This window comes from Roseateles chitinivorans (assembly GCF_050632235.1).
Lineage (GTDB): Bacteria > Pseudomonadota > Gammaproteobacteria > Burkholderiales > Burkholderiaceae_C > Roseateles > Roseateles chitinivorans_A.
Genome location: NZ_CP192584.1, coordinates 350644 through 371727, shown reverse-complemented (window position 1 = coordinate 371727; position 21084 = coordinate 350644). Strand labels below are relative to the sequence as shown.

16 protein-coding genes and 1 pseudogene are annotated in these 21084 nt (G+C 68.6%); 13 read left to right on the top strand and 4 right to left on the bottom strand.

All coding sequences use genetic code 11. The features are described from left to right. Positions 1–242 precede the first annotated feature (242 nt). Both ACQ859_RS01555 and ACQ859_RS01550 read right to left on the bottom strand, forming a co-directional pair. Entirely contained in the window at positions 243–2930 is a 2688-nt protein-coding gene (locus ACQ859_RS01555; protein WP_431264315.1) for a TonB-dependent receptor, read from the bottom strand. Positions 2931–3263: 333 nt separating this feature from the next. Next, a pseudogene (locus tag ACQ859_RS01550) lies at positions 3264–5470 on the bottom strand (malate synthase G). A gap of 165 nt (positions 5471–5635) precedes the next feature. Here ACQ859_RS01550 and ACQ859_RS01545 point away from each other — a divergent pair. After that, a complete protein-coding gene (locus tag ACQ859_RS01545) occupies positions 5636–6562 on the top strand; it encodes a LysR family transcriptional regulator (RefSeq protein WP_431264314.1) in 927 nt (308 codons plus the stop codon). After that, positions 6559–7014 carry a DUF2214 family protein gene (locus ACQ859_RS01540; RefSeq protein ID WP_431264313.1) on the top strand — a complete coding sequence of 152 codons (456 nt, stop codon included), beginning with the start codon at positions 6559–6561 and terminating at the stop codon, positions 7012–7014. The genes ACQ859_RS01545 and ACQ859_RS01540 overlap by 4 nt, the downstream gene beginning before the upstream one ends. A 120-nt stretch (positions 7015–7134) precedes the next feature. On the opposite strand, the gene ACQ859_RS01535 is transcribed toward ACQ859_RS01540, so the two are convergent. Together ACQ859_RS01535 and ACQ859_RS01530 are read right to left on the bottom strand one after the other, a co-directional pair. After that, positions 7135–7470: a PsiF family protein gene (locus ACQ859_RS01535; RefSeq protein ID WP_431264312.1), complete on the bottom strand. Its 336-nt coding sequence runs from the start codon at positions 7468–7470 to the stop codon at positions 7135–7137. 164 nt (positions 7471–7634) lie between these two features. Continuing rightward, complete coding sequence (locus tag ACQ859_RS01530) at positions 7635–9017, bottom strand: serine/threonine-protein kinase (RefSeq protein WP_431264311.1); 1383 nt, start codon at positions 9015–9017, stop codon at positions 7635–7637. Positions 9018–9102: 85 nt separating this feature from the next. Between ACQ859_RS01530 and argS the strand changes: the two genes are divergently transcribed. From argS to ACQ859_RS01475, 11 genes are all read left to right on the top strand, one after another. Beyond that, on the top strand, positions 9103–10857 hold the full coding sequence (gene argS, locus ACQ859_RS01525) for an arginine--tRNA ligase (RefSeq protein ID WP_431264310.1): 1755 nt from the start codon (positions 9103–9105) through the stop codon (positions 10855–10857). Next, positions 10854–11528 carry an SPOR domain-containing protein gene (locus ACQ859_RS01520; protein WP_431264309.1) on the top strand — a complete coding sequence of 225 codons (675 nt, stop codon included), beginning with the start codon at positions 10854–10856 and terminating at the stop codon, positions 11526–11528. The genes argS and ACQ859_RS01520 overlap by 4 nt, the downstream gene beginning before the upstream one ends. Before the next feature lie 129 nt (positions 11529–11657). Further along, complete coding sequence (locus tag ACQ859_RS01515; protein ID WP_431264308.1) at positions 11658–12338, top strand: thiol:disulfide interchange protein DsbA/DsbL; 681 nt, start codon at positions 11658–11660, stop codon at positions 12336–12338. A 220-nt stretch (positions 12339–12558) separates the two neighbouring features. Next, complete coding sequence (locus ACQ859_RS01510) at positions 12559–13425, top strand: SPFH domain-containing protein (RefSeq protein ID WP_431264307.1); 867 nt, start codon at positions 12559–12561, stop codon at positions 13423–13425. Positions 13426–13444: 19 nt separating this feature from the next. Continuing rightward, positions 13445–14086, top strand: coding sequence for a hypothetical protein (locus ACQ859_RS01505; RefSeq protein WP_431264306.1), 642 nt, complete (start codon positions 13445–13447; stop codon positions 14084–14086). A gap of 26 nt (positions 14087–14112) precedes the next feature. Continuing rightward, entirely contained in the window at positions 14113–14415 is a 303-nt protein-coding gene (locus tag ACQ859_RS01500) for a hypothetical protein (RefSeq protein WP_431264305.1), read from the top strand. 66 nt (positions 14416–14481) lie between these two features. Further along, a complete protein-coding gene (locus ACQ859_RS01495; protein WP_431264304.1) occupies positions 14482–15123 on the top strand; it encodes a TetR/AcrR family transcriptional regulator in 642 nt (213 codons plus the stop codon). 387 nt (positions 15124–15510) lie between these two features. After that, positions 15511–16797, top strand: a complete 1287-nt coding sequence (locus tag ACQ859_RS01490) for a solute carrier family 23 protein (RefSeq protein ID WP_431264303.1) — start codon at positions 15511–15513, stop codon at positions 16795–16797. 97 nt (positions 16798–16894) lie between these two features. Then, positions 16895–19042, top strand: coding sequence for a diguanylate cyclase domain-containing protein (locus ACQ859_RS01485; RefSeq protein ID WP_431264302.1), 2148 nt, complete (start codon positions 16895–16897; stop codon positions 19040–19042). After that, a complete protein-coding gene (locus tag ACQ859_RS01480) occupies positions 19039–19497 on the top strand; it encodes a hypothetical protein (protein WP_431264301.1) in 459 nt (152 codons plus the stop codon). The genes ACQ859_RS01485 and ACQ859_RS01480 overlap by 4 nt, the downstream gene beginning before the upstream one ends. Further along, entirely contained in the window at positions 19497–21077 is a 1581-nt protein-coding gene (locus ACQ859_RS01475) for a diguanylate cyclase domain-containing protein (RefSeq protein ID WP_431264300.1), read from the top strand. The genes ACQ859_RS01480 and ACQ859_RS01475 overlap by 1 nt, the downstream gene beginning before the upstream one ends. The last annotated feature ends 7 nt before the right edge of the window (positions 21078–21084 follow it).

The window sequence follows — 21084 nt, the reverse complement described above, 5'->3', positions numbered from 1 at the left end:
AGATTTCTTCGCACCGAATCGTTGCCGACCGGCAACATGGTGTAAGCCGGCAACACCGAACTTTGCGTTCCTTGCTAGGGGATTAACCTAGGTAACACGTTTGCGAGCGGCTTCGGACGGCCGGTTTACACGCTGTCAGACAAGGAAAGAAAGCCCTGGGACCGAAGTCGCAGGGCGATCCTGGGGAGCTTCGGGCGCCTGTCGACCGGAGAGGTCGGCAGGCGCCCGAGTCCGGCGCGGCGTCAGAAGCCGTAGGCGGCACGCACGAAGAAGGCGCGGCCCAGCGGGTCGGAATAACGCGGGTCATACCCGCGCTGCGAGCGGGACGACTGGTTGGAGAACGGCGGGTCGGTGTCGAACAGGTTCTTCACGCCCAGCGTCACCGAGGTCGCCTTGCTGAACTTGTAGGTGCCCGACAGGTCGACCAGGGTGTACGAGTCGACATTGCCGTAGAACGACGCGCCGCCGACGACGGTGGTCGGATCGTTCTGGTCGCGATAGCCCGACTGATGGCGGATCGCCAGACGCGCGCCCCAGTTGTTCATCGCCCAGGCCGCCGACACGTTGTGCTTCCAGCGGAACACGACGCTGCCGTCGTTGTAGTAGCCCAGTCGGGTCTTGAAGGCGTCGGCCGGGCTGGTCTGGTAGTCGTACTTGTGGACGTAGGTGGCGTCATAGGCGAGCGACAGGTTGCCGTAGCCGCCGAGGTTCTGGCTGTAGGCGGCGCTGAGATCCAGGCCGTCGGTCTTCACGCGGCCGATGTTCTCGTTGTGGGTGATCAGGTAGCCGATCGCCGGGCTGTTGGCCCACAGGCCGCCGCAGCGTTGCAGGTTGACCTGATCGGCGGCGGGCAGCTGGTTGCAGCGGATGATGCGGTCGGCGTAGCGGGTCGAGTTGGCCAGCATCGTGTCCACCGGCAGCACGTCGATCTGGTCGCGCAGCTTGATGTTCCAGTAGTCGACCGACAGCGTCAGGGCCTTGATCGGCTCGAAGACGGCGCCCAGGGTGAAGGTCTTGGACTTCTCCGGCTTCAGGTTGGCGTTGCCGCCGTTCTGGACCTGGGGCTGCTGTCCGCAGTCGCGGCTGGCGATGCCGCCTGCCGAGGTGATCGGCTTGCCCTGCGCATCGCACAGCAGCGGGTCGTTCTTGGCGCCGGCCGTGAAGGTGACCGCCAGCGGCGCGTACAGGTCGTCCAGCGCGGGCGCGCGGAAGCCGGTGTTGTAGGACGAGCGGATCGCCAGTTCCTTCATCGGCTGGAAGCGCAGGCCGATCTTCGGGTTGGTCGTGCGGCCGGCGTCGGAGTAGTCGTCGGTGCGCAGCGCCAGCTGGACCTCGAGCATCTTGTGCACCGGCAGCAGCAGCTCCACGCCGAGCGCCTTGACGTCGCGTTCGCCGCCCACGTGGTTGGGCGAGCGTCCGGCCGAGGGGATCGCCAGCACGACGGCGTCGTTCGTGTCGCTCTTGTAGGACTCCTTGCGGAACTCGGTGCCGATGGCGATCGCGGCGGGGCCGCCGGGCAGGTCGAAGATTTCCTTGCTGATGCGGGCGTCGACGCTCTTGGTCGTGCCGACCGCGTTGGCGAAGACGCCGGCGCGCTTGGCCTGCTGGATGATCGCCAGCTGGGCCGGGGTGGCCTCGCCGAACGGGTTCAGGTTGCCGGCGGCGACCTGGGCGCGAACGAAGGGCGCGTTGACATAGCCGTCGACGGCGGCGTCATTGGCGGTGCTGCGCGAGTAGAGCGCGCCCACCTTGTAGTCCCAGCCCAGGACCACGCCGGACAGGTCACCCACCAGACGCTGCGCTTCGGAGTGGGCGCCGTTCGTGCGGGGACCGGCAGGCACCATGCGCCAGCCGACGCTGATCGGCTGGGTCAGGTTGATGCCGGGCGTGGTGCGCGGGAAGAAGGGATTGCTCGGCTGCATCGTGATGCCGGTGACCGGATCCGGGGCGACGCGCGAGGTGTTGTCGTTCGTGGTCTGCGTGCCTTCGAGCGAGAACTGATGGTTCTCGTTGAGCTTGAAGGTGAAGCGGCCGGCCAGGGTTTCCTGGTCGACGTCCGGGATGATGTCGATCGTCGAGCTGAAGTCGAAGATGCAGTTCGCGGCGTTGGTCGGATTGGAGACCGACAGCGGCGCCTGGCAGCCCGGTGCGGACGGGTTGCCGCCGCCGGTGCCCTGGGTGAAGTTGCCGGGGAAGGTGGTGCCCGAGCTGCCGGCGACGCCGCGTTCGCGGATGATGCCGGTCTTGGAGAAATCGCGGTCCAGCGCGCGGACGCGGTCCTGGCGGCGCTTGTCGTAGGAGGCCCAGAAGTTGATGCGATCCTTCTCGAGGTCGCCGAAGCCGACCGTGACGGACGCGCCTTCCTTCTTGCCGCCGTCCTCGCTGGGGCGGGTGGCCTCCACCACCACCTGGCCGCCGCGGTAGCTGGTCTTGGTGATGAAGTTGATGACGCCGCCGATGGCGTCCGTCCCGTACACGGCGGAGGCGCCGTCGCGCAGCACCTCGACGCGGTCGATCACGGCGAACGGGATCGAGTTCAGGTCCACCGCGGTGGCGCCGAAGGCGAACGCCGTCATGCGGCGGCCGTTCAGCAGCACCAGGGTCTTGTTGGTGCCCAGGCCGCGCAGGTTGGCATAGGCCGCGCCACCGGTGCTCGAGCCGATGGAGTTGGAACCCGTGCTGCTCGACTGGCTCGAGGCCAGCAGGTCGATGATCTGTTCGACGCTGGTGACGCCGGACTGGCGCAGTTCTTCCGCCTTGATGATGGAGATGGGCAGGGCGCCTTCATCGGAGATCGACCGCTTGATGGCGGAGCCGGTGATCTCGATGCGTTCGAGCTGCGTGGCCGACTGGGCCTGCGCGGCGCCGATCGAAGCCGCAAGGATCGCGGTGGCGATGCTGACGCGGCGGAGTTGAAGCGAAGAGGACATCCCTACTCCCAAGAAATGGCAAAAATGATTGCGGCGCCGACGAATTTTTGTCACTCGACACTGCGTTTAAGTGAAGAAACTTTAAGGAGTAGAGAATTCGAGGGATCTCGGGGACGCCCCGTAAGGGTTTTCGATGCTTGAGGCACGCCGTTTGCCATGGTCAGCGTGCCGAAAGGCATGCGGATGCCGAAAGTCACCATGGAAGATTTTGTGGAAATGATGAAATCGATAGCGTCAGAAACAGAAAAGCGGCCCGGAGGCCGCTTTTGCACATGAGACGTACGCCGAACGATGCCGGCGATTCGCGACAGATGGTTACTGTTGTCTGAACATTCAGCGAGCGCCGGCGGTTCCCGCTGCCTTGCGCTTCTGCCGCCAGGCATGCAGCAAGGGTTCGGTGTAGCCGCTCGGCTGTTCACGTCCCCTGAACACCAGTTCAAGCGCGGCCTGATACGCCATGCTGTTCGGATGGCCGGACATCGGTTCGTATGCCGTATCACTCGCGTTCTGACCATCCACTACAGCGGCCATGCGTTCGAATGTCGCCCGAACTTGTTGTTCGGTCACGACGCCGTGATGCAGCCAGTTCGCGACGTGCTGGCTTGAGATGCGCAATGTTGCACGGTCTTCCATCAGCCCGATCTGGTTGATGTCCGGCACCTTCGAGCAACCGACCCCTGATCGATCCAGCGCACCACGTAGCCGAGGATGCCCTGGATGTTGTTGTCGAGTTCCTGCTGCTTCTCCGCGTCGGTCCACGACGGATCGGCCGCCACGGGGATCGTGAGCAGGCGCTGGAGCAGTTCGGCGCGATCGACGCCGGGGGCCTCCGCCTCGATCTGCTGCTGGACCTGCGCCACGCTGACCTGGTGGTAATGCAGCGCGTGCAGCGTCGCCGCAGTCGGGCTGGGCACCCAGGCGGTGTTGGCGCCGGCCTTCGGATGGGCGATCTTCTGTTCCAGCATCGCGGCCATCAGATCGGGCATCGCCCACATGCCCTTGCCGATCTGGGCGCGGCCGCGCAGACCGGCGCTCAGGCCCGCCAGCACGTTGTTGCGCTCGTAGGCCTGGATCCAGGCGCTGGTCTTCATGTCGCCCTTGCGCAGCATGGGACCGGCGAGCATCGCGGTGTGCATCTCGTCGCCCGTGCGGTCGAGGAAGCCGGTGTTGATGAAGGCGACGCGGCTGGGCGCTGCGGCGATGCAGGCGGCGAGGTTGACGCTGGTGCGGCGCTCCTCGTCCATGATGCCCAGCTTGACCGTCGAGGCCGGCAGGCCGAGCAGCTGCTCGACGCGACCGAACAGTTCGTTCGCGAAGCCGACTTCGGCCGGGCCGTGCATCTTCGGCTTGACGATGTAGATCGAGCCCCGGCGCGAGTTGCGCAGTCCCGAGCCCGACAGCTGCTTCAGGTCGTGCACCGAGATCAGCGTCGTGATCACGGCGTCCAGGATGCCCTCGGGGATCTCGCGACCGCCGTCGAGCAGGATGGCCGGGTTGGTCATCAGATGGCCGACGTTGCGGACGAACAGCAGCGAGCGGCCCGGCAGCACGACGTCGTCGCCGCCGCTCGCGGCCTTGTAGACGCGGTCCGGATTCAGGCGGCGGACGAAGGTCCGGCCGCCCTTGCTGACTTCCTCGGTCAGCGAGCCGCGCAGGATCCCCAGCCAGTTGCGGTAGGCCAGCAGCTTGTCCTCGGCGTCGACGGCGGCGATCGAGTCCTCGAGGTCGAGGATGGTCGACAGCGCCGATTCCATCAGCAGGTCGGACACGCCGGCGGCGTCCGTCTGGCCGATCGTCGAGGCGCGACCGATCTGGATCTCGAGATGGATGCCGTTGTGGCGCAGCAGGAGGGCCGTCGGCGCGGCGGCATCGCCCAGATAGCCGACGAACTGGGCCGGATCGGCCAGCGCGACCGTGCGGCCGTCCTTCAGCGCGACGGCCAGCGCGGTGCCGACCACCGTGTAGCCGGCGGCGTCGGCGTGCGACGCGCCGGCCAGCGGCGCGGCCTGGTCCAGCACCTGGCGCGCGAAGGCGATGACCTTCGCGCCGCGGACCGGGTTGTAGCCGCCGGCGCGCTCGGCGCCGTCGGTCTCCGGGATCACGTCGGTGCCGTACAGCGCGTCATAGAGCGAGCCCCAGCGCGCGTTCGCCGCGTTCAGCGCGTAGCGTGCGTTCAGGATGGGCACCACCAGCTGCGGGCCGGCCTGGATCGCGAGCTCGGCGTCCACGTTGGCGGTCGTCGCCTTCGGGTCTGCCGGCAGCGGCACGAGGTAACCGATCTGCTTCAGGAAGGTCTGGTACGCCGCCATGTCGGCGATCGGGCCGGGATGGGCGCGATGCCAACCGTCGATCTCGGTCTGCAGCCGGTCGCGTTCGGCCAGCAGCGCGGCGTTCTTCGCCGCCAGATCGTGTGCCAGCGCGTCGAAACCCTGCCAGAACGCGGCCGGCTCGACACCGGTCCCCGGCAGCGCCTCGGTCTCGATGAAACGGGCCAGGGCGGCATCGACCTGGAGGCGGTGGTGTTGGCTGCGTGCGGTCATGACGGCTCCGAAAGACGGTTCAACGATGCGTCGACTGTAGGTCGTGAGGCGGCGGCCATTCATGTCGACCCCGGTCGGAGATCCCTGACTTTTTTGCACAAATAACAACGACCAGGGTCGTCATTCATTGCTTCTGGCGGCGCAACGGTCCAACAATCGACGCCCATGGATCGCCTCAAACAGATCGAGTCCTTCGCGCTCGTTGCGACCAAGGGCAGCCTCACCGCCGCCGCACAGGCCGAGGGCGTGGCGCCGGCGGTGATGGGTCGGCGCCTCGATGCGTTGGAGGCGCGGCTCGGCGTGAAGCTGCTGCTTCGCACGACGCGCAAGCTCACGCTGACGCATGAAGGCATCGCCTTCCTCGAGGACTGCCAGCGCCTGCTGGCCGAGTTCGCCAGCGCCGAGGCCAGCGTCAGCGCCGGTGGCGTGAAGGCCAGTGGCCATTTGCGGATCACCGCGCCGGCGGGCTTCGGCCGCCGCCATGTCGCACCGCTGGTGCCGGCGTTCCTGTCGCGGCATCCGGAGGTCAGCGTGTCGCTGAACCTCAGCGATCGCGTCGTCGACATCGTCAACGAGGGCTTCGACTGCGCGGTGCGTGTCGGCGATCTCAGCGATTCCAGCCTGATCAGCATGCGGCTGGCCGACAACCGGCGGCTGTGCGTGGCCGCGCCCTCCTATCTGAAGCGCGCCGGCACACCGAAGCATCCGTCGGAGCTGATGCGGCACGAGTGCCTGACCTTGAGTTCCGACGCGAGCCAGACGCGCGGCTGGGCCTTCCGCATCGACGGCCAGGTGCAGCATCTGCGGCCGAGCGGACGGCTCGATTGCAGCGACGGCCAGGTGCTCCACGACTGGTGCCGGCAAGGCCTCGGCCTCGCGTGGCGCAGCACCTGGGAAGTGGCCGCGGCGCTGCAGGCGGGCGAGCTGGTCAGCGTGCTCGACGACTTCGCCGCGCCGCCCAACGGCATCTTCGCCGTGCTGCCGCAGCGCAAGCACCTGCCGCTGCGCGTGAGGCTCTGGATAGACTTCCTGAAGGAGCACCACGGCAGCCCCGACTACTGGACACGTGCCTCCACCTGGGAGACCCCATGACCCTCGAAGCCCTGCTCGCCGGCCTGCACATCGTGGCCATCCTCAGCCTGGTCGTCTTCCTGTCCAGCCAGGCGGCGCTGTGCCGCAGCGAATGGATGAATCCGGCCGTCGTGCGCCGCCTGTCGCGGCTGGACATGATCTACGGCGTGACCGCCGTGGCGGTGCTGCTGACCGGCCTGGCCCGCACCTGGTGGGGCTTGAAAGGCCTGGGCTGGTACTGGCACCAGCCGCTGCTGCATTTCAAGTTCGGCATGTTCGTCGTGATCGGGCTGATCTCGATCAAGCCGACGCTGACCTACCGCCGCTGGCTCAAGACGCTGGACGGCGGCGGTGGCCTGCCCAGCGAGACCGAGATCCGCGCGACGCGCCGTCTCGTCATGATGCAGGCGCACCTGCTGATCCTGATCCCGATCGCCGCGGTGATGCTCGCGCGCGGCGTGCTGGTCAAGTAGTCGTTAGTCGGCGGGGTCACGCGGCGTCGCATGGGGATGCCACGCTAGGCGCAGACCGGAGCCATAGCGGCGCTATGGCGAGGATCTGCAACGACGCGCGGCGCCCAATGCGGCGTTGCGTTACTTCGCCGCCAGGCACTCCTTCATGAAGGCCTTGTGCTCGGCGCTCTTCTTGCCCGAGGTCTTGAAGTCGGCATTGCAGGTCGACATCTTCTGCTGCTGCGGCGTCAGCTTCTTCGCGGGGGCCGACGCGGCCTCGCCCTTGAGGCACGCGCTCATGAAGGGACTCTTCTCGTCCTTGCTCATGCCCTTGGACTGCTTGCTGCAATCGGACATGCGCTGCTGCTGAGGCGTCAGCTCCTTCTTCGGCTTGGCATCGTCCGCAGCGTGGGCGCCCAGCGCGGCCAGCGCGAGCAGGGCACCGGCGAACAGCGAGGTCGGGGTCAGGTGTTTCATCACTCTCTCCTACGGGGCTACAGGGGGTTGGGGAAGGACCTGTGGGCAGTTGAGCACAGCAACGGACGGCTCTCAAGAGCGGTTGACGGCCGTCAAGAGAATGGGTGACCCGCTTCAGTCGACACGATTCGACGCCCATCTGCAGGCGCGAGTCGGTCGTTCACTCACATGATCCGACGAGGAGACGCCAGCGCCTCATGGGCGAGGTGGAGCCGCCTGACAAGAACCTGTATGAAAGCCCGGTCGAAACGGTGCTGGCACTCGGGGCTGAGCTGCCCCAGCGAGTCCGGCGTGAACGACACGGTTGTGCAAAGTTGGGTCACCTTGATGTCGGTGCTGTGGCGGCGCAGGTCGGGATTCGGCGCCAGGTAGGCCATCTCGCCGACCGAGGTGCCGGTGCCCAGCGTCGCGACCAGCGCGCCGTCGCGCCAGACCTCGACCTCGCCCTGCGTGATGATGTGGAAGGTGTTGCCTTCCTGGCCCTTCTTGAACAGCAGGTAGTCGAGCGGATAACGGCGCCACCGCGCGCGCCGCACGACTTCCCAGAGCTCGACGTCGCCGAAGCCCGCGAAGAACTCCAGCCCGCGCAGCAGGTTGAAACGCTCCGAGTCCTTCACCTCGTTGAGCCGCGCCAGGGGCACCAACTGCTTCGCGACGAGTTCCGACAGCGCCTGGCCGAAGGACTCCCAGTCGGGATAGCGCTCGGACGGGTGCTTGTAGAGCGCGCGCTGGATGACCGCGTCCAGCTCCGCCGTCACGCCGCCGCGCTGTCCGAGCAGCGGTTGCGGCGCCTGGTGGTAGATCTGATGCATCAGCGCCATCTGGTTGGGCGCGTCGAAGGGCGGGCGGCCGCAGACCATGTGGTACAGCACGGCGCCCAGCGCGTAGATGTCGGCCTGCGCGCCGACGTCGCCGCCCTCGATCTGCTCCGGCGGCATGTAGGCCAGCGAACCGACGCGATGCACCTGCGTCATGTCGGCATTGAGGTTGAGCGCGCTGCCGAAGTCGCTGACCTTGACGTCGGTGACCTGACCCTGGCTGTCGAGCACCGCCAGCAGGTTCGCCGGCTTGATGTCGCGATGCACGACGCCCTGACGGAACACGTAGGACAGCGCCATCGCGCACTTGAAGCCGAGTTCGACGATCTGGTCCAACGGCAGCAACCGGTCGTTGCGGCAGAAGTGCTTCAGCGTGACGCCGTGGACGAACTCCATCACCAGGTAGGGAAGATCGCCGTCCTGCACCGCGTCGAGGATCTGCACGACGTTCGGGTGCTGCAGCCGGCCGGCCAGCGCGGCCTCGGCGGCGAAGAAGCGGATGCTGAGCGTGTCTTCCTCGCTGCGGCCGCCGGCCGACCAGGCGCGCATGCGCTTGATGGCGACCTCCTGGCCCTTGAAGTCGTCCATCGCCAGGAACACGTCGCTGGTCGCGCCTTCGCCCAGCCGTCTCAGCACGCGGTACTTGCCGATCTGCTCCGGCAGGTCGGCCAGTCCGCCGAGCGTCGATTCGGAAAAGGTGGAGGGACGGAGATCGTCGGAGGCGCTCATCGGAGGGCCATCCTGCCCCAGGGAGAGGGTGCGGGCAAGGGGTGCCACGGTCTCTTACAGGGGAGGTCCCCTAAAATGCGGCCCCATGATCCAAGCCAAGCAGGAATTGCTCGCCGCCCTCGGCACCGTGCTCCAGGGCCTGAGCCAGGAGGCCGTCGACGCCGGCCTCATCAAGGCCGCGCCCGCCGCCGCCTTCGAGAACCCCAAGCAAGCCTCCCACGGCGACTTCGCCTGCACGGCGGCGATGCAGCTGTCCAAGGCGCTGAAGAAGAACCCGCGCGAACTGGCGCAGACGCTGATCGCCCAGCTGCAGGCGCAGCCCGCGTTCGAGCGCTGGGTCGATGCGCTGGAGATCGCCGGCCCCGGTTTCATCAACATCCGGCTGAAGCCGGCGGCCCGCCAGGCCGTGGTCGGCGAGGTGTTCGCGGCGACGTCGCGCTTCGGCCACCAGCCGGCGCGCGACACCTCGGCGCTGGTCGAGTTCGTCTCCGCCAACCCGACCGGCCCGCTGCACGTCGGTCACGCGCGCCAGGCGGCGCTGGGCGATTCGCTCTGCCACCTGTTCCAGTCGCAGGGCTGGAAGGTCAGCCGCGAGTTCTATTACAACGATGCCGGCGTGCAGATCGGGACGCTGGCGCACAGCACGCAGCTGCGCATCAAGGGCTTCAAGCCGGGCGACCCCATCTGGCCGACCGAGGAAGACAACCCCGAAAGCAAGAAGTTCTACAACGGCGAGTACATCCAGGATATCGCCGAGGCCTTCCTGCGCAAGGAGACGGTGAAGGCCGACGATCGCGAGTTCACCGCGTCGGGCGATCCGGAGGACATCGACTCGATCCGCCAGTTCGCCGTGGCCTTCCTGCGGCATGAGCAGGACTTGGACCTGCAGGCGTTCGGGCTGCGCTTCGACAACTACTTCCTCGAGTCCTCGCTGTACAGCGGCGGCCAGGTCGAGGACGCGGTGGCGCGCATTGTCGCCAACGGGAAGACGTATGAGGACGGCGGCGCGCTGTGGCTGCGCGCGACCGACTACGGCGACGACAAGGACCGCGTGATGCGCAAGTCCGACGGCACCTTTACTTACTTCGTCCCGGACGTCGCGTACCACGTCAACAAGTTCAAGCGCGGCTTCTCCAAGTGCATCAACGTGCAGGGCAGCGACCACCATGGCACGATCGCCCGCGTGCGCGGCGGCCTGCAGGCCACCGGCGTCGGCATCCCGGAGGGCTTCCCGGACTACGTGCTGCACAAGATGGTCACCGTCATGAAGGACGGCAAGGAGGTCAAGATCTCCAAGCGCGCCGGCAGCTACGTCACGCTGCGCGACCTGATCGACTGGACCAGCCGCGACGCGGTGCGCTTCTTCCTGATCAGCCGCAAGGCCGACACGGAGTTCATCTTCGACGTCGATCTCGCGCTCAAGGCCAACGATGAGAACCCCGTGTTCTACGTGCAGTACGCGCATGCGCGCATCTGCTCGGTGCTGCGCAAGGGCGCGGAACAGGGCCACGACGAGGCCGCCGTGGCCGGCGCCGACCTGTCGCTGCTGAACGCGCCGACCGAAGCCGCGCTGATGCTCAAGCTGGCGGACTATCCGCGCATGCTGACCGCGGCGGCACAAGACCTGGCCCCGCACGACGTCGCGTTCTATCTGCGCGACCTCGCCGGCGCGCTGCACAGCTACTATGGCGCCGAACGCGTGCTGGGCGACGACCCGGCCCTGACGCGCGCGCGCCTGGCGCTGCTGGCCGCGACGCGGCAGGTGATGCGCAACGCGCTGGCGGTGCTGGGGGTGTCGGCCCCGGACGCGATGGAACGTGACTCGCAGGAGCAGCAATGAGTAAACAGAAGCAGCGCGGCGGATTCGCCATGGGCCTGATCGTGGGCCTGCTGCTGGGGCTGGGGATCGCGCTGGGCGTGGCCCTGTACGTGACGAAGGCCCCGGTGCCGTTCGTCAACAAGCTGCCGCAGCGCACCGCGGAGCAGGACGCCCAGGAAGCCGAACGCAACCGCAACTGGGACCCGAACGCGCCGCTGGCCGGGCGCGCCGGGGCGAAGGCCGCGTCGGGCGTGGTGACGCCGGCGGTGACGCCGCCCGCGACCCCGCCGGCGCCGCAGGTCAGCACGGGAACGACGCCGGCACCGGCGGTCGAAGGCCGTCCGGTGGAACGCACCCCGGCGGTTCAGCCGCAGGCCCAGAGCCAGATCCCGTCCGTCAAGCCGGAGCAGCGTCCCACCGAGCCGCGCGCCGACGGCGCGCGTCCCGACGGCTCGCGCGGCAGCTTCTTCGTCCAGGCCGGCGCCTACACGCGCATGGAAGACGCCGAGCAGCAGCGCGCCAAGCTGGCGATCCAGGGCTTCTCGGCCAAGGTGATGGAACGCGAGCAGTCCGGCCGCACGGTGTTCCGTGTCCGCCTGGGCCCGTTCGACACGCGCGACGAGGCCGAGGCGCAGCAGAAGAAGCTCGAAGGCGCCGGTGTCGAGGCCAACCTCGTGGCGATCCAGCGCTGAACGTCCGTACGACGCGCGTATCACCCCGATACAGCCGTCATGCAACGTTAATGCCGCTCTAAGTTTGACTTTCTAGGATGACCGGCCGCTGCGGCGCCGGTCGCAGCGGAACCCAACAAGGAATCGAAGATGAAGCGTCGCGAATTCAACGCCCTCACGGCCCTGTCGACCGCCGCGGGCGGTGGTGTGCTCCTCGCCGGCGCGCCGGCGCAGGCGCAGGGCGGCCCGGTCGAGGGCCGCCAGTACCAGCGCCTGGCCACGCCGGTGGCGGGCTCGACGCCGGGCAAGATCGAGGTGATCGAGTTCTTCTGGTACGGCTGCCCGCACTGCTACGTCTTCGAGCCGACGATCGAGGCCTGGGCCAAGCAGCTGCCCGCGGACGTGGTGTACCGCAAGGTCCACGTGGCCTTCCGCGCCAACGTGAAGATCCACCAGCAGTTGTTCTTCACGCTGGAAGCGATGGGCAAGGAAGCCCAGGTGCGCCCGGCCATCTTCAACGCGATCCACCGCGGCGGCCAGGCCCTGTCCGACGTGGACTCGATGGCGAAGTTCCTGGCGCCGCTGGGCGTGGATCCGGCCAAGTTCAAGGAGACCTACAACTCCTTCACCGTGCAGACCAAGAGCCAGCAGGCCGAGAAGCTGCAGAACCAGTACAACATCGACGGCGTGCCGACCGTGGCGATCGGCGGGCGTTATCTGACGTCGCCGGCGATGGCCGGTTTCGGACTGCGCGTCAGCGAGGAAGAACTCGGCCAGCGGTGCATCGCCGTCGCCAACTTCCTGCTGCCGCTGGCGCGCAAGGGCGCCTGAGTACGGCGGCGGCCGCTGGCCCCACCGGCAGAAGTCCTTCGGAAGCGCCCCTCGTGGGCGCTTTCTGCTTTCTGGCCCCTCTGTTGGGGGAGATCGGGGGCCAGGGCTTGCGCAACCCAGCGTCCGGGGCTTAAAGTGATATCACCTTTTTGGAGGAGTTGGTGATGAGCACGACCGCAGTCCCGAAGACCCCCTGTCGCGCGCCGCCGCGCCGGCGACGATGGAGCGCCGTGCCGGGACGGCCAACGGCTACGCCGCGCTGCTGATCGGCCTGGGCCTGCTGGCCTTCGCGGGCTGGCGCTTCTTCGCGCTGGGCCATGACGCGGTCGGCCTGCCGCAGCTGGCGCTGATCGTGGCCGGCCTGATCCTGCTGTCGGGCCTGTACATCCAGCAGCCCAACGAGGCGCGCCTGCTGACGCTCTTCGGCCGCTACGTCGGGACCGACCGTGTCTCCGGGCTGCGCTGGACGATCCCGCTGTTCATGGCCAAGCGCCGGCTGTCGCTGCGCGCGCGTAACCTGGACGCACCGACGCTGAAGGTCAACGACAAGCGCGGCAATCCGGTCGAGATCAGCGCCGCGGTGGTGTGGCGCGTCGAGGACACGGCGCGCGCGGTGTTCGAGGTCGACGACTTCGAGCAGTACGTGAGCATCCAGGCGGAAGCCGCGATCCGGCATGTCGCCTCGCAGTTCGCGTATGACGAGGGCGACGACATCGACAGCCAGGAGATCACGCTGCGCGCCGGTGCCGACGAGGTGATGGCCGCGATGATCGCCGAGCTGCAGGCGCGTCTCCAGCCCGCCGGTGTCAGCGTCGAGACGGCCATGCTGACGCACCTGGCCTACGCGCCGGAGATCGCGCAGGTGATGCTGCGTCGCCAGCAGGCCGAGGCCATCATCAGCGCCCGCAAGAAGATCGTGCACGGCGCGGTCAGCATGGTCGAGGAAGCGCTCAAGGGCCTGAGCGAGCGCGAGATCGTGCAGCTCGACGATGAGCGCAAGGCGGCGATGGTGTCCAACCTGCTGGTGGTGCTGTGCTCCGACAAGGACACGCAGCCGATCATCAATGCGGGCACGCTCTACAACTGATCGCATCCCGGGAGCGGGCATGGCCACGACATCACGCACCCCATCGGCCGGGACGGCCGCGACGACGGTCGATCCCCGGAAACGCAGCGGCTGGAACCCCTGGCGGGCCCTGTTCATCGCGGTCTGGGGCGCGCACCTCTCGTTCATCCTGCTGTCGGCGGGATCGTTGCCCGCCGTGGTGATGGATGCGTCGCCAGGGGGCAAGACCTGGAGCCGGGACGCCTTCGTGGCGATCTCCCTCGGCATGGGCGTGCTCGTGCCCGCGTTGTGCACCTGGGGCGTGGCTTTCGTCGCCCGGCACTTCACCGGCGTGTTGAACATGCCCAACAAGGACTACTGGATGGCGCCGGAGCGCCGCGCGACGACGCTGGTCCTGCTGGGTCGGCTGATGTGGCCGCTCGGACTGCTGATCGTGCTGCAACAGGCGGGATCGACCGTGATGACGCTGGCGTCGGTGATGCATTGGCCGCTGGATCCCCGGCTCCCCCTGGCGGGCGGCGTGCTGTGGACCGCGGCCATGGTGGCTTGGGTGGGCGTGGTGCTGTGGATCTTCCGGTTGCCCGATCGTCGGGCCTCGTCCTCATCTACCTCTACGTCTACGTCTACGTCCACCGGCGACCGCCAGAGACCGCGCGCGCCTCATCGCCGCCCGGGCCGTTGACGACGGAGCCACGGAGCCACGCAGCCATGGGCAGTCCCGGCAAGAAGCAGTTTCCGCTGCGCCTCGATCCGGCGTTGTGGGAGGAGATCGAGCGCTTGGCCGCGATCGAATTGCGCTCGTCCAATGCGCAGATCGAACTGCTGCTGCGGGAGGCGCTCAGGCGCCGCGGCATCAAGCCGGCGCTGTCCCCCGCGCCGCGCCGCGGCCGTCCGCCGGTGGGCGGCGTCGACGCTGCCATCGAGGGCGACGAGGTGTCCGGCTCCTCCGACCTGTCCCGCAACGCCAGCAGCGCCAGCAGCGCCAACAGCGCGGACGACGCGGACGAATGACCCGTCCCTCGTCCCCGGCATCGTGGCGGTCTGCAGACTTCGCACGACCGTGCTAAATTCTGTTCCATGGAAGCCAAGACTGCCCGCAGCGAGCTGACCCAGAGCGCCATCGTCGATGTCGCGCTGGAGATGGCGCGCCTGGACGGTCTGGACAGCCTGTCGATCGGGGAGGTGGCCAAGCGGCTGAACCTGTCCAAGAGCGGCGTGTTCTCGCGGATCGGCTCGCGCGAGGCCTTGCAGGCTGCGGTGCTCGACGCGTTCGAGAAGGTCTTCCAGCAGGAGGTCATCCTGCCGGCGCTGCGCGAGCCGCGCGGCCTGCCGCGGATGGATGCCATGGTGCGAGCCTGGTTGCACCGCGTCGAGGGGCCGCACGGCAACTGCCTGTATGTCGCAGGTGCCTTCGAGTACGACGACCGAGACGAAGCGATGCGCGACCATCTGCTGGACGGTGTCCGCCGCTGGCGCGCCACGTTGCGGCGCACGCTGTTGCAGGCGCAGGACGCCGGCCAGCTGCGCGCCGACGCCGACCTCGATCAGCTGATCTTCGAGCTCGACGGCCTGTTCACCGCGCTGGTCCGCGAGGTGCGCTTCCTGCGTACGCCGGACGCCGTCGATCGGGCCTGGACCAGCTACCGCCGCCTGATGGCGCCCGCGCTGGTCCCGGGCGCCCTGCCTTCCACCGCTTCTTCCCCCACTTCCCCCGCCTGAGGCCGCTGCCCATGAACCGCATCGGCCTCATCGCGACCACCAATTTCGCACGATCGTGCGAAGTCGCTGACGGCCGCTGCCGCAGCGTCGTTCCCCGACCTTCAAGGAGTCGACCATGACCGTCCTGCTGATCCTGAGCCTTCTGTTCGGCGGCGCACTCTGGCGTGCCTGGGTCTCGTGGCGCCGGCTGCTGAAGCAACTGCCGCGACGCAACCACGACATGGTGCTGTTCTGAGTCCTGGCCCGAGGCCGAGACCGCTCCTCGCCCACTTCGCCCGTCTGGCCGCCGGTCCGCTGCCGAGCCCCCACCCGGTCACGGGATAAGCCGGAGTGGCGATGCCATGAGCGCTCCTTACACTCGATGGCTTGTCCCATTGAGGTAAGTCCATGGCGTGGTTGATGCGCTGGCGGCCCGTGACCGTCGGCCCCGAGAAGGCGATTGCCCCCGATGAACGCCTGTCCTGGCCGCAGACCGCGGCGCTCGGCCTGCAACATGTGATCGCCATGTTCGGCGCCACCGTGCTGGCGCCGCTGCTGATGGGCTTCGATCCCAACGTCGCCGTGCTGATGAGCGGCGTGGGCACGCTGCTCTTCTTCTTCCTGACCGGCGGCCGCGTCCCGAGCTACCTGGGCTCGAGCTTCGCGTTCATCGGCGTGGTCATCGCCGCGACCGGGTATGCCGGCAGCGGCCCCAATCCCAACCTGCCGCTCGCGCTGGGCGGCATCATCGCCTGCGGCGTGCTGTACACCGCCATCGGCCTGCTCGTCTCGGCCACCGGCAGCGGCTGGGTCGAGAAGCTGATGCCCCCCGTGGTGACCGGCGCGGTGGTCGCGGTGATCGGGCTCAACCTCGCCTCGGTGCCGATCAAGAACATGGCGCCGACCCCCTTCGATGCCTGGATGCAGGCGGCGACCTTCGTCAGCGTCGCCGTGGTCGCGGTCTTCGCGCGCGGGATGCTGCAGCGCCTGCTGATCCTCGCGGGCCTGATCCAGGCCAGCCTGATCTACGCGCTGCTGGCCAACGGTTTCGGCCTGGGCGCGCCGATCGACCTGTCGAAGGTCGCGGCGGCGGCATGGATCGGTCTGCCGCAGTTCCATGCGCCGGTCTTCGACGGCGCGGCGATGCTGATGATCGCGCCGGTCGCGCTGATCCTGGTCGCGGAGAACCTCGGCCACCTGAAGGCGGTCGGGGCGATGACGGGCCGCGACATGACGCCCTTCCTGGGCCGCGCCTTCATCGGCGACGGACTCGCGACGATCGCCAGCGGCGCCGTCGGCGGCACCGGCGTCACGACCTACGCCGAGAACATCGGCGTGATGGCCGCGACCCGCATCTACTCGACGGCGGTCTTCGTCTTCGCGGCGCTGATGGCGCTGGCGCTGGGCTTCTCGCCGAAGTTCGGCGCCCTGATCCAGGCCATCCCGCTGGCCGTGATGGGCGGTGTCAGCATCGTGGTGTTCGGCCTGATCGCGATCGCTGGCGCGCGCATCTGGGTGGACCACCAGGTCGACTTCCGCGACCCGCGCAACCTGATGGTGGCCGCGATCACGCTGGTGATCGGCACGGGTGACTTCACCTTGAAGCTGGGTGGGTTTACCCTGGGCGGCATCGGTACCGCCACCTTCGGCGCGATCCTGCTGCATGCGCTGCTCCGGCGCGGCCGCACGGACTGACCCCACACCGCGTGCACGGTTGCGAACTCGTGCACGCTTCACCGGGTCGACAAGGCCGAGACGCCAGTCACGGGACGTACAACTCGACATCAGCACGATGAGCAAGGTTGGGGTGTTGCGAGCAGCGGTGGAAGCACAGTCGTCGGTGGGCGTGGCCGGCAGGCAGACGCGTGCGCTCGCGGCCCTTCGCGTCCCGGTCCTGGCGCTTGCCGTGGCCCTGACGCTGCCGTTGCTGTCCGCGTGCGGCCCGGGTGACGGCGCCGGCTCGCGCGGGACTCCCGCCTCGGCCGGGCCCGCGGTGCAGGATCGCGCGCTGCAGGCCGAACTCGAGCAGCAGGAGCGCGTCGGCCAGGCGCATCCCCGCGAGCACGTGCGCGAGCTGCAGGCGATCGAGACCCGCGCCGAGGTCGGCAGCGCCGAGCGCCTGGAAGCGCTGAGCCAGCGCGCGGCCCTGCTCGCGCAACTGCGCGACCGCAGCGGCCATGAGGCGGCGCTGGAGGAGCTCAAGGCCTGGCCCGAGGCCGCGCCGGCGCGGGGGCAGATCCCGCTGGCGCTGATGCTGGCGCGTGCGCAATGGCTGAAGGCCAACGGCGAACTGGGCGCCGGCGCCCGGCTGCTGGGCGGTCTGGCCGACATCGACGCCGCGACCGCGGACCGGCGCCTGATGTGGCGCGCCACCGAACTGCGCGCCTACATCCAGGGCGACTACGGCGAAGTCGATGCGGCGGTCGAGAGCGGCCTGAAGGCGCTCGAGCAGGCGCGGGCGATGGGGTCGCGCTGGCGCGCCGCGGCCACGGAGGCGACCCTCGCCTTCAACTACTACCGCAGTCAGCAGACCGACCATGCCAAGCGGACCGTGCGCGAGGCGCTGGGCGCCGCGCAACAGGACCCGGACCCCGTGCTGCTGTATCAGGTCCACACCATCCTGGGCATCGTGCACTCGCAGGACGAGGATCCGAAGTTCAGCCAGCAGGCGCGGGAACAGGCGCTGCAATACGCGCGCGAGGCGCAGGCGCCGGGTCTGCAGGCCCTCGCGCTGGGCAACCTGGCGGACTACGAACTGCGCAGCGGCAACTATGCGCGGGCGCTGGACCTGTCGACGCAAAGCCTGGCCCTGGCGCACGAGACCGGTGACATCTCGACGGAGATCCTCGCGCGCTACAACTCGGGCATCGCCAAGATCGGCCTGCGCAAGCTGGAGGAGGGCAAGCGCGACGTGCTGCAGGCGATCACGATGGATGCCCAGCGTGAGGCCGGCAGCTACACGGCCGAATCCTGGCTGGAGCTGGGCACCTACCTGGAGAAGTTCGACGACCTGCCCGGCGCAGTCCAGGCCTTCCATCAGTCCCGCAGGGAATTCGACGAGGTGCTGCGCGACGAGACCCGCAAGGCGGTGCTGGAGGCGCAGGCGCGCTTCGAGGACCAGCAGCGCCAGCGCGAGATCAAGTTGCTCAACCAGGACAACAGCCTCAAGGCCGAGCAGATCCGCACCCGCGATCTGCAGCTGAAGCTGTGGGCGGAAGTCGGCGGCTGCGTCCTGCTGTCCGGCGCCCTGCTGGCGTTGGCCTACCGGCGCATCCGCCGCACGAACGCCGCGCTGGCGCAGACCAACGAATCGCTGCGCGTGCAGAGCGAGCGCGACCCGCTGACGGGACTCGCGAACCGGCGCCACTTCCAGCAGGCCATCGCGCAACGCACCCGAGAAGGCGGGCTGCGCGGCAGCCTGTTCCTGATCGACATCGATCACTTCAAGCGCATCAACGACCAATGGGGCCATGCGGCCGGCGACACGGTGCTGGTCGAGGTGGCGCGCCGCCTGCGTGGCGTGCTGCGCGAACAGGACCTGGTCGTGCGCTGGGGCGGGGAGGAGTTCCTGATCCTGGTGAACTCCGAGGCGACCGAGGACGCGCGCCAGCTCGGCCAGCGGCTGCTGGACCAGATCGGCGGCCAGCCGGTCGATCACGGGCCGTTGCATATCCCGATCAGCGCGTCCATCGGCTTCGCGAGCTTCCCGATGGCGCCGCAGGACCTGACGCTGGCCTGGGAGCGGGCCATCGATCTTGTCGACACGGTGATGTACATGGCCAAGGCGCATGGCCGGAACAAGGCCTATGGCGTGGCGGCGATGCAGGCGCGCGACGTCGACCAGCTGCTCGCGCTGGCGGGGCGCATCGAGTCCGCCTGGCACCAGGGGCAGGTCCAGCTGGTCAGCCTGCTCGGGCCGACGCAGGAGGCGCGCGCATGATGGCCCGCGCCTGCCTGATCGCTGCGGTGACGGCGGCCCTGCTGGGCCTCGCCGCGGCACCGGCGCGCGCGGAGATCCCCGACCGTGCGCTGGATGCCCAGCTCGCCCAGCTGGACCGCTTCGGCTACAACGAGCCGGAGAAGGCCGCCCAGCAGCTGCGCGTGCTGCTCGCGGAGCCGGCGCATGCGCCGCATCGGCTCCACATCGAGTACACGCTGGGCCGCAACGCGGTCCAGGCCGGGCGCCCCGACGACGTGCGCCGCATCGCCCGGGAACTGGAGGCGAAGCCGGGCGGCCGCCCGCTGTCACGCATGCTGCTGGCCGAGTTGCAGGACCGGCAGGGACAGACGGGCCGCTCCGGCGAGATGGCGCAACTGGCGCTGGATGAACTGGCGCCGGCTTGTGCGCCCGCAGCGACGGCGGCGGCGATTCCCCCGGCTGTGATGCGCGCGTGATGATCCAGGCCCTGCGGCTGGTCGCGCGGGCCCAGGGTGCGCGTGGCGAGTACGCCTTCGCGGAGACCTCGTTGCGGCGGGCGCTGTCGCTGGCGCAGGCCGTCCAGGACCACAGCGTGACCGGCACGATGATGGGATCGCTGGCGGTCAACAGCCAGGTCCGGGATGAGGCGGCCGCGGCCCAGCAGTGGATGACGCAGGCCTGGCAGCTTGCGCAGGGCGACGTCTCGGCGATGAGCCGCGCGAAGATGGTCGAGTCGATGGTCGCGTCCCGGCGCGGGGACCGGACCGCACAGCTGGCCGCGCTGGAGGACGCGCTGCGGCTCGCCGAGCAGTCGGGCGGCCGACGCGACGTGGCACTGTTGCAGAACAACCTGCTCGATGCCTACATCCACACCGACCAGTCGGCCAAGGCGGTGCAGCTCGCGCGGCTGGCGCTGCCGGTCGTGCAGTTCTACAACGACCAGACGGTCGAGCGCACGCTGCGCCACAACCTGTCGGTGGCGCTGGTCCAGCAGCGCCAGTTCGAGGCGGCGCGGCGCGAGAGCGCGCGCGTGCTCGAGATGGCGCAGGGCGACTTCGATCCGGTGCGTCGTGCGCTGCAGCTGCGGGAGCTGGGCGAGGCCTATGCGAAGGTCGGCCAGGCCAGGGAAGCGCTGCGGCTCTATCACGAGGAGCGCGCGCTCAGCGCCGACACGGCGCGCCGCAACCGCGAGTCCTCACTGCAGCAACTGCGGCTGAAGTACGACAGCGAGGCCAAGCAGCGCGATCTCGAGCTGCTGCGGCGCGAGCAGACACTCCAGGACCGTGAGCTCGGCAACCGCCGGCTGGCGCAGTACGTCGGCGTCGGCCTGGCGGCGCTGCTCGGTCTGTCGCTGATCCTGATCGGCGTGATGCTGGCGCGTGTGCGCGAGGCCAACCGCAGGCTCAAGGCCAACCAGAGCCTGCTGCGCGCCCAGAGCGAGCGCGACCCGCTGACGGATCTCGCCAACCGCCGGCACTTCCTCGCGGTCATGGACCGCCATGCGAAGGACATGTTCACCGGCGCGCTGCTGATGATCGACATCGATCACTTCAAGCACGTCAACGACCGCCACGGCCATGCGGCCGGCGATGCCGTGATCATCGAGGTGTCGCGGCGCATTGCGCAGGCGGTGCGGGCGGAGGACCTGGTCGTGCGCTGGGGCGGCGAGGAGTTCCTGGTCTTCGCGCGCAACGTCGCGCCCGACCAGCTGCAACTGCTGGCCGAACGCGTCCTGTTCATCGTCGGCGGACAGCCGGTGGAGACCGCGGCGGGACCCTTGCGCGTGACCTGCTCCATCGGCTTCGCGCATTTCCCGCTGCCGCCGGCGCAGCTCGCCCTGCACTGGGAGCAGGCGGTCAACTGGGCCGACATGGCGCTCTACACCGCCAAGTCGCAGGGCCGCAACCGCGCACGCGGCATCGTCACCGTCGAGGCCGGCGATGCCCAGGCGCTGATCCAGATCGAGGCCGACTTCGACGCGGCCTGCAGCTCCGAACGCGTGCAGCTCCAGACGCTCCTGGGTCCGGAATCCCCCGAGGTCCCCGGCGCCGGCTAGTCGCCCA

Bases quoted from the DNA above. Each gene is read 5' to 3' on its own strand.
- ACQ859_RS01555 (WP_431264315.1), bottom strand. From the start codon at position 2,930: ATGTCCTCTTCGCTTCAACTCCGCCGCGTCAGCATCGCCACCGCGATC.
- ACQ859_RS01545 (WP_431264314.1), top strand. From the start codon at position 5,636: ATGGATCGCCTCAAACAGATCGAGTCCTTCGCGCTCGTTGCGACCAAG.
- ACQ859_RS01540 (WP_431264313.1), top strand. From the start codon at position 6,559: ATGACCCTCGAAGCCCTGCTCGCCGGCCTGCACATCGTGGCCATCCTC.
- ACQ859_RS01535 (WP_431264312.1), bottom strand. From the start codon at position 7,470: ATGAAACACCTGACCCCGACCTCGCTGTTCGCCGGTGCCCTGCTCGCG.
- ACQ859_RS01530 (WP_431264311.1), bottom strand. From the start codon at position 9,017: ATGAGCGCCTCCGACGATCTCCGTCCCTCCACCTTTTCCGAATCGACG.
- argS (WP_431264310.1), top strand. From the start codon at position 9,103: ATGATCCAAGCCAAGCAGGAATTGCTCGCCGCCCTCGGCACCGTGCTC.
- ACQ859_RS01520 (WP_431264309.1), top strand. From the start codon at position 10,854: ATGAGTAAACAGAAGCAGCGCGGCGGATTCGCCATGGGCCTGATCGTG.
- ACQ859_RS01515 (WP_431264308.1), top strand. From the start codon at position 11,658: ATGAAGCGTCGCGAATTCAACGCCCTCACGGCCCTGTCGACCGCCGCG.
- ACQ859_RS01510 (WP_431264307.1), top strand. From the start codon at position 12,559: ATGGAGCGCCGTGCCGGGACGGCCAACGGCTACGCCGCGCTGCTGATC.
- ACQ859_RS01505 (WP_431264306.1), top strand. From the start codon at position 13,445: ATGGCCACGACATCACGCACCCCATCGGCCGGGACGGCCGCGACGACG.
- ACQ859_RS01500 (WP_431264305.1), top strand. From the start codon at position 14,113: ATGGGCAGTCCCGGCAAGAAGCAGTTTCCGCTGCGCCTCGATCCGGCG.
- ACQ859_RS01495 (WP_431264304.1), top strand. From the start codon at position 14,482: ATGGAAGCCAAGACTGCCCGCAGCGAGCTGACCCAGAGCGCCATCGTC.
- ACQ859_RS01490 (WP_431264303.1), top strand. From the start codon at position 15,511: ATGGCGTGGTTGATGCGCTGGCGGCCCGTGACCGTCGGCCCCGAGAAG.
- ACQ859_RS01485 (WP_431264302.1), top strand. From the start codon at position 16,895: ATGAGCAAGGTTGGGGTGTTGCGAGCAGCGGTGGAAGCACAGTCGTCG.
- ACQ859_RS01480 (WP_431264301.1), top strand. From the start codon at position 19,039: ATGATGGCCCGCGCCTGCCTGATCGCTGCGGTGACGGCGGCCCTGCTG.
- ACQ859_RS01475 (WP_431264300.1), top strand. From the start codon at position 19,497: ATGATCCAGGCCCTGCGGCTGGTCGCGCGGGCCCAGGGTGCGCGTGGC.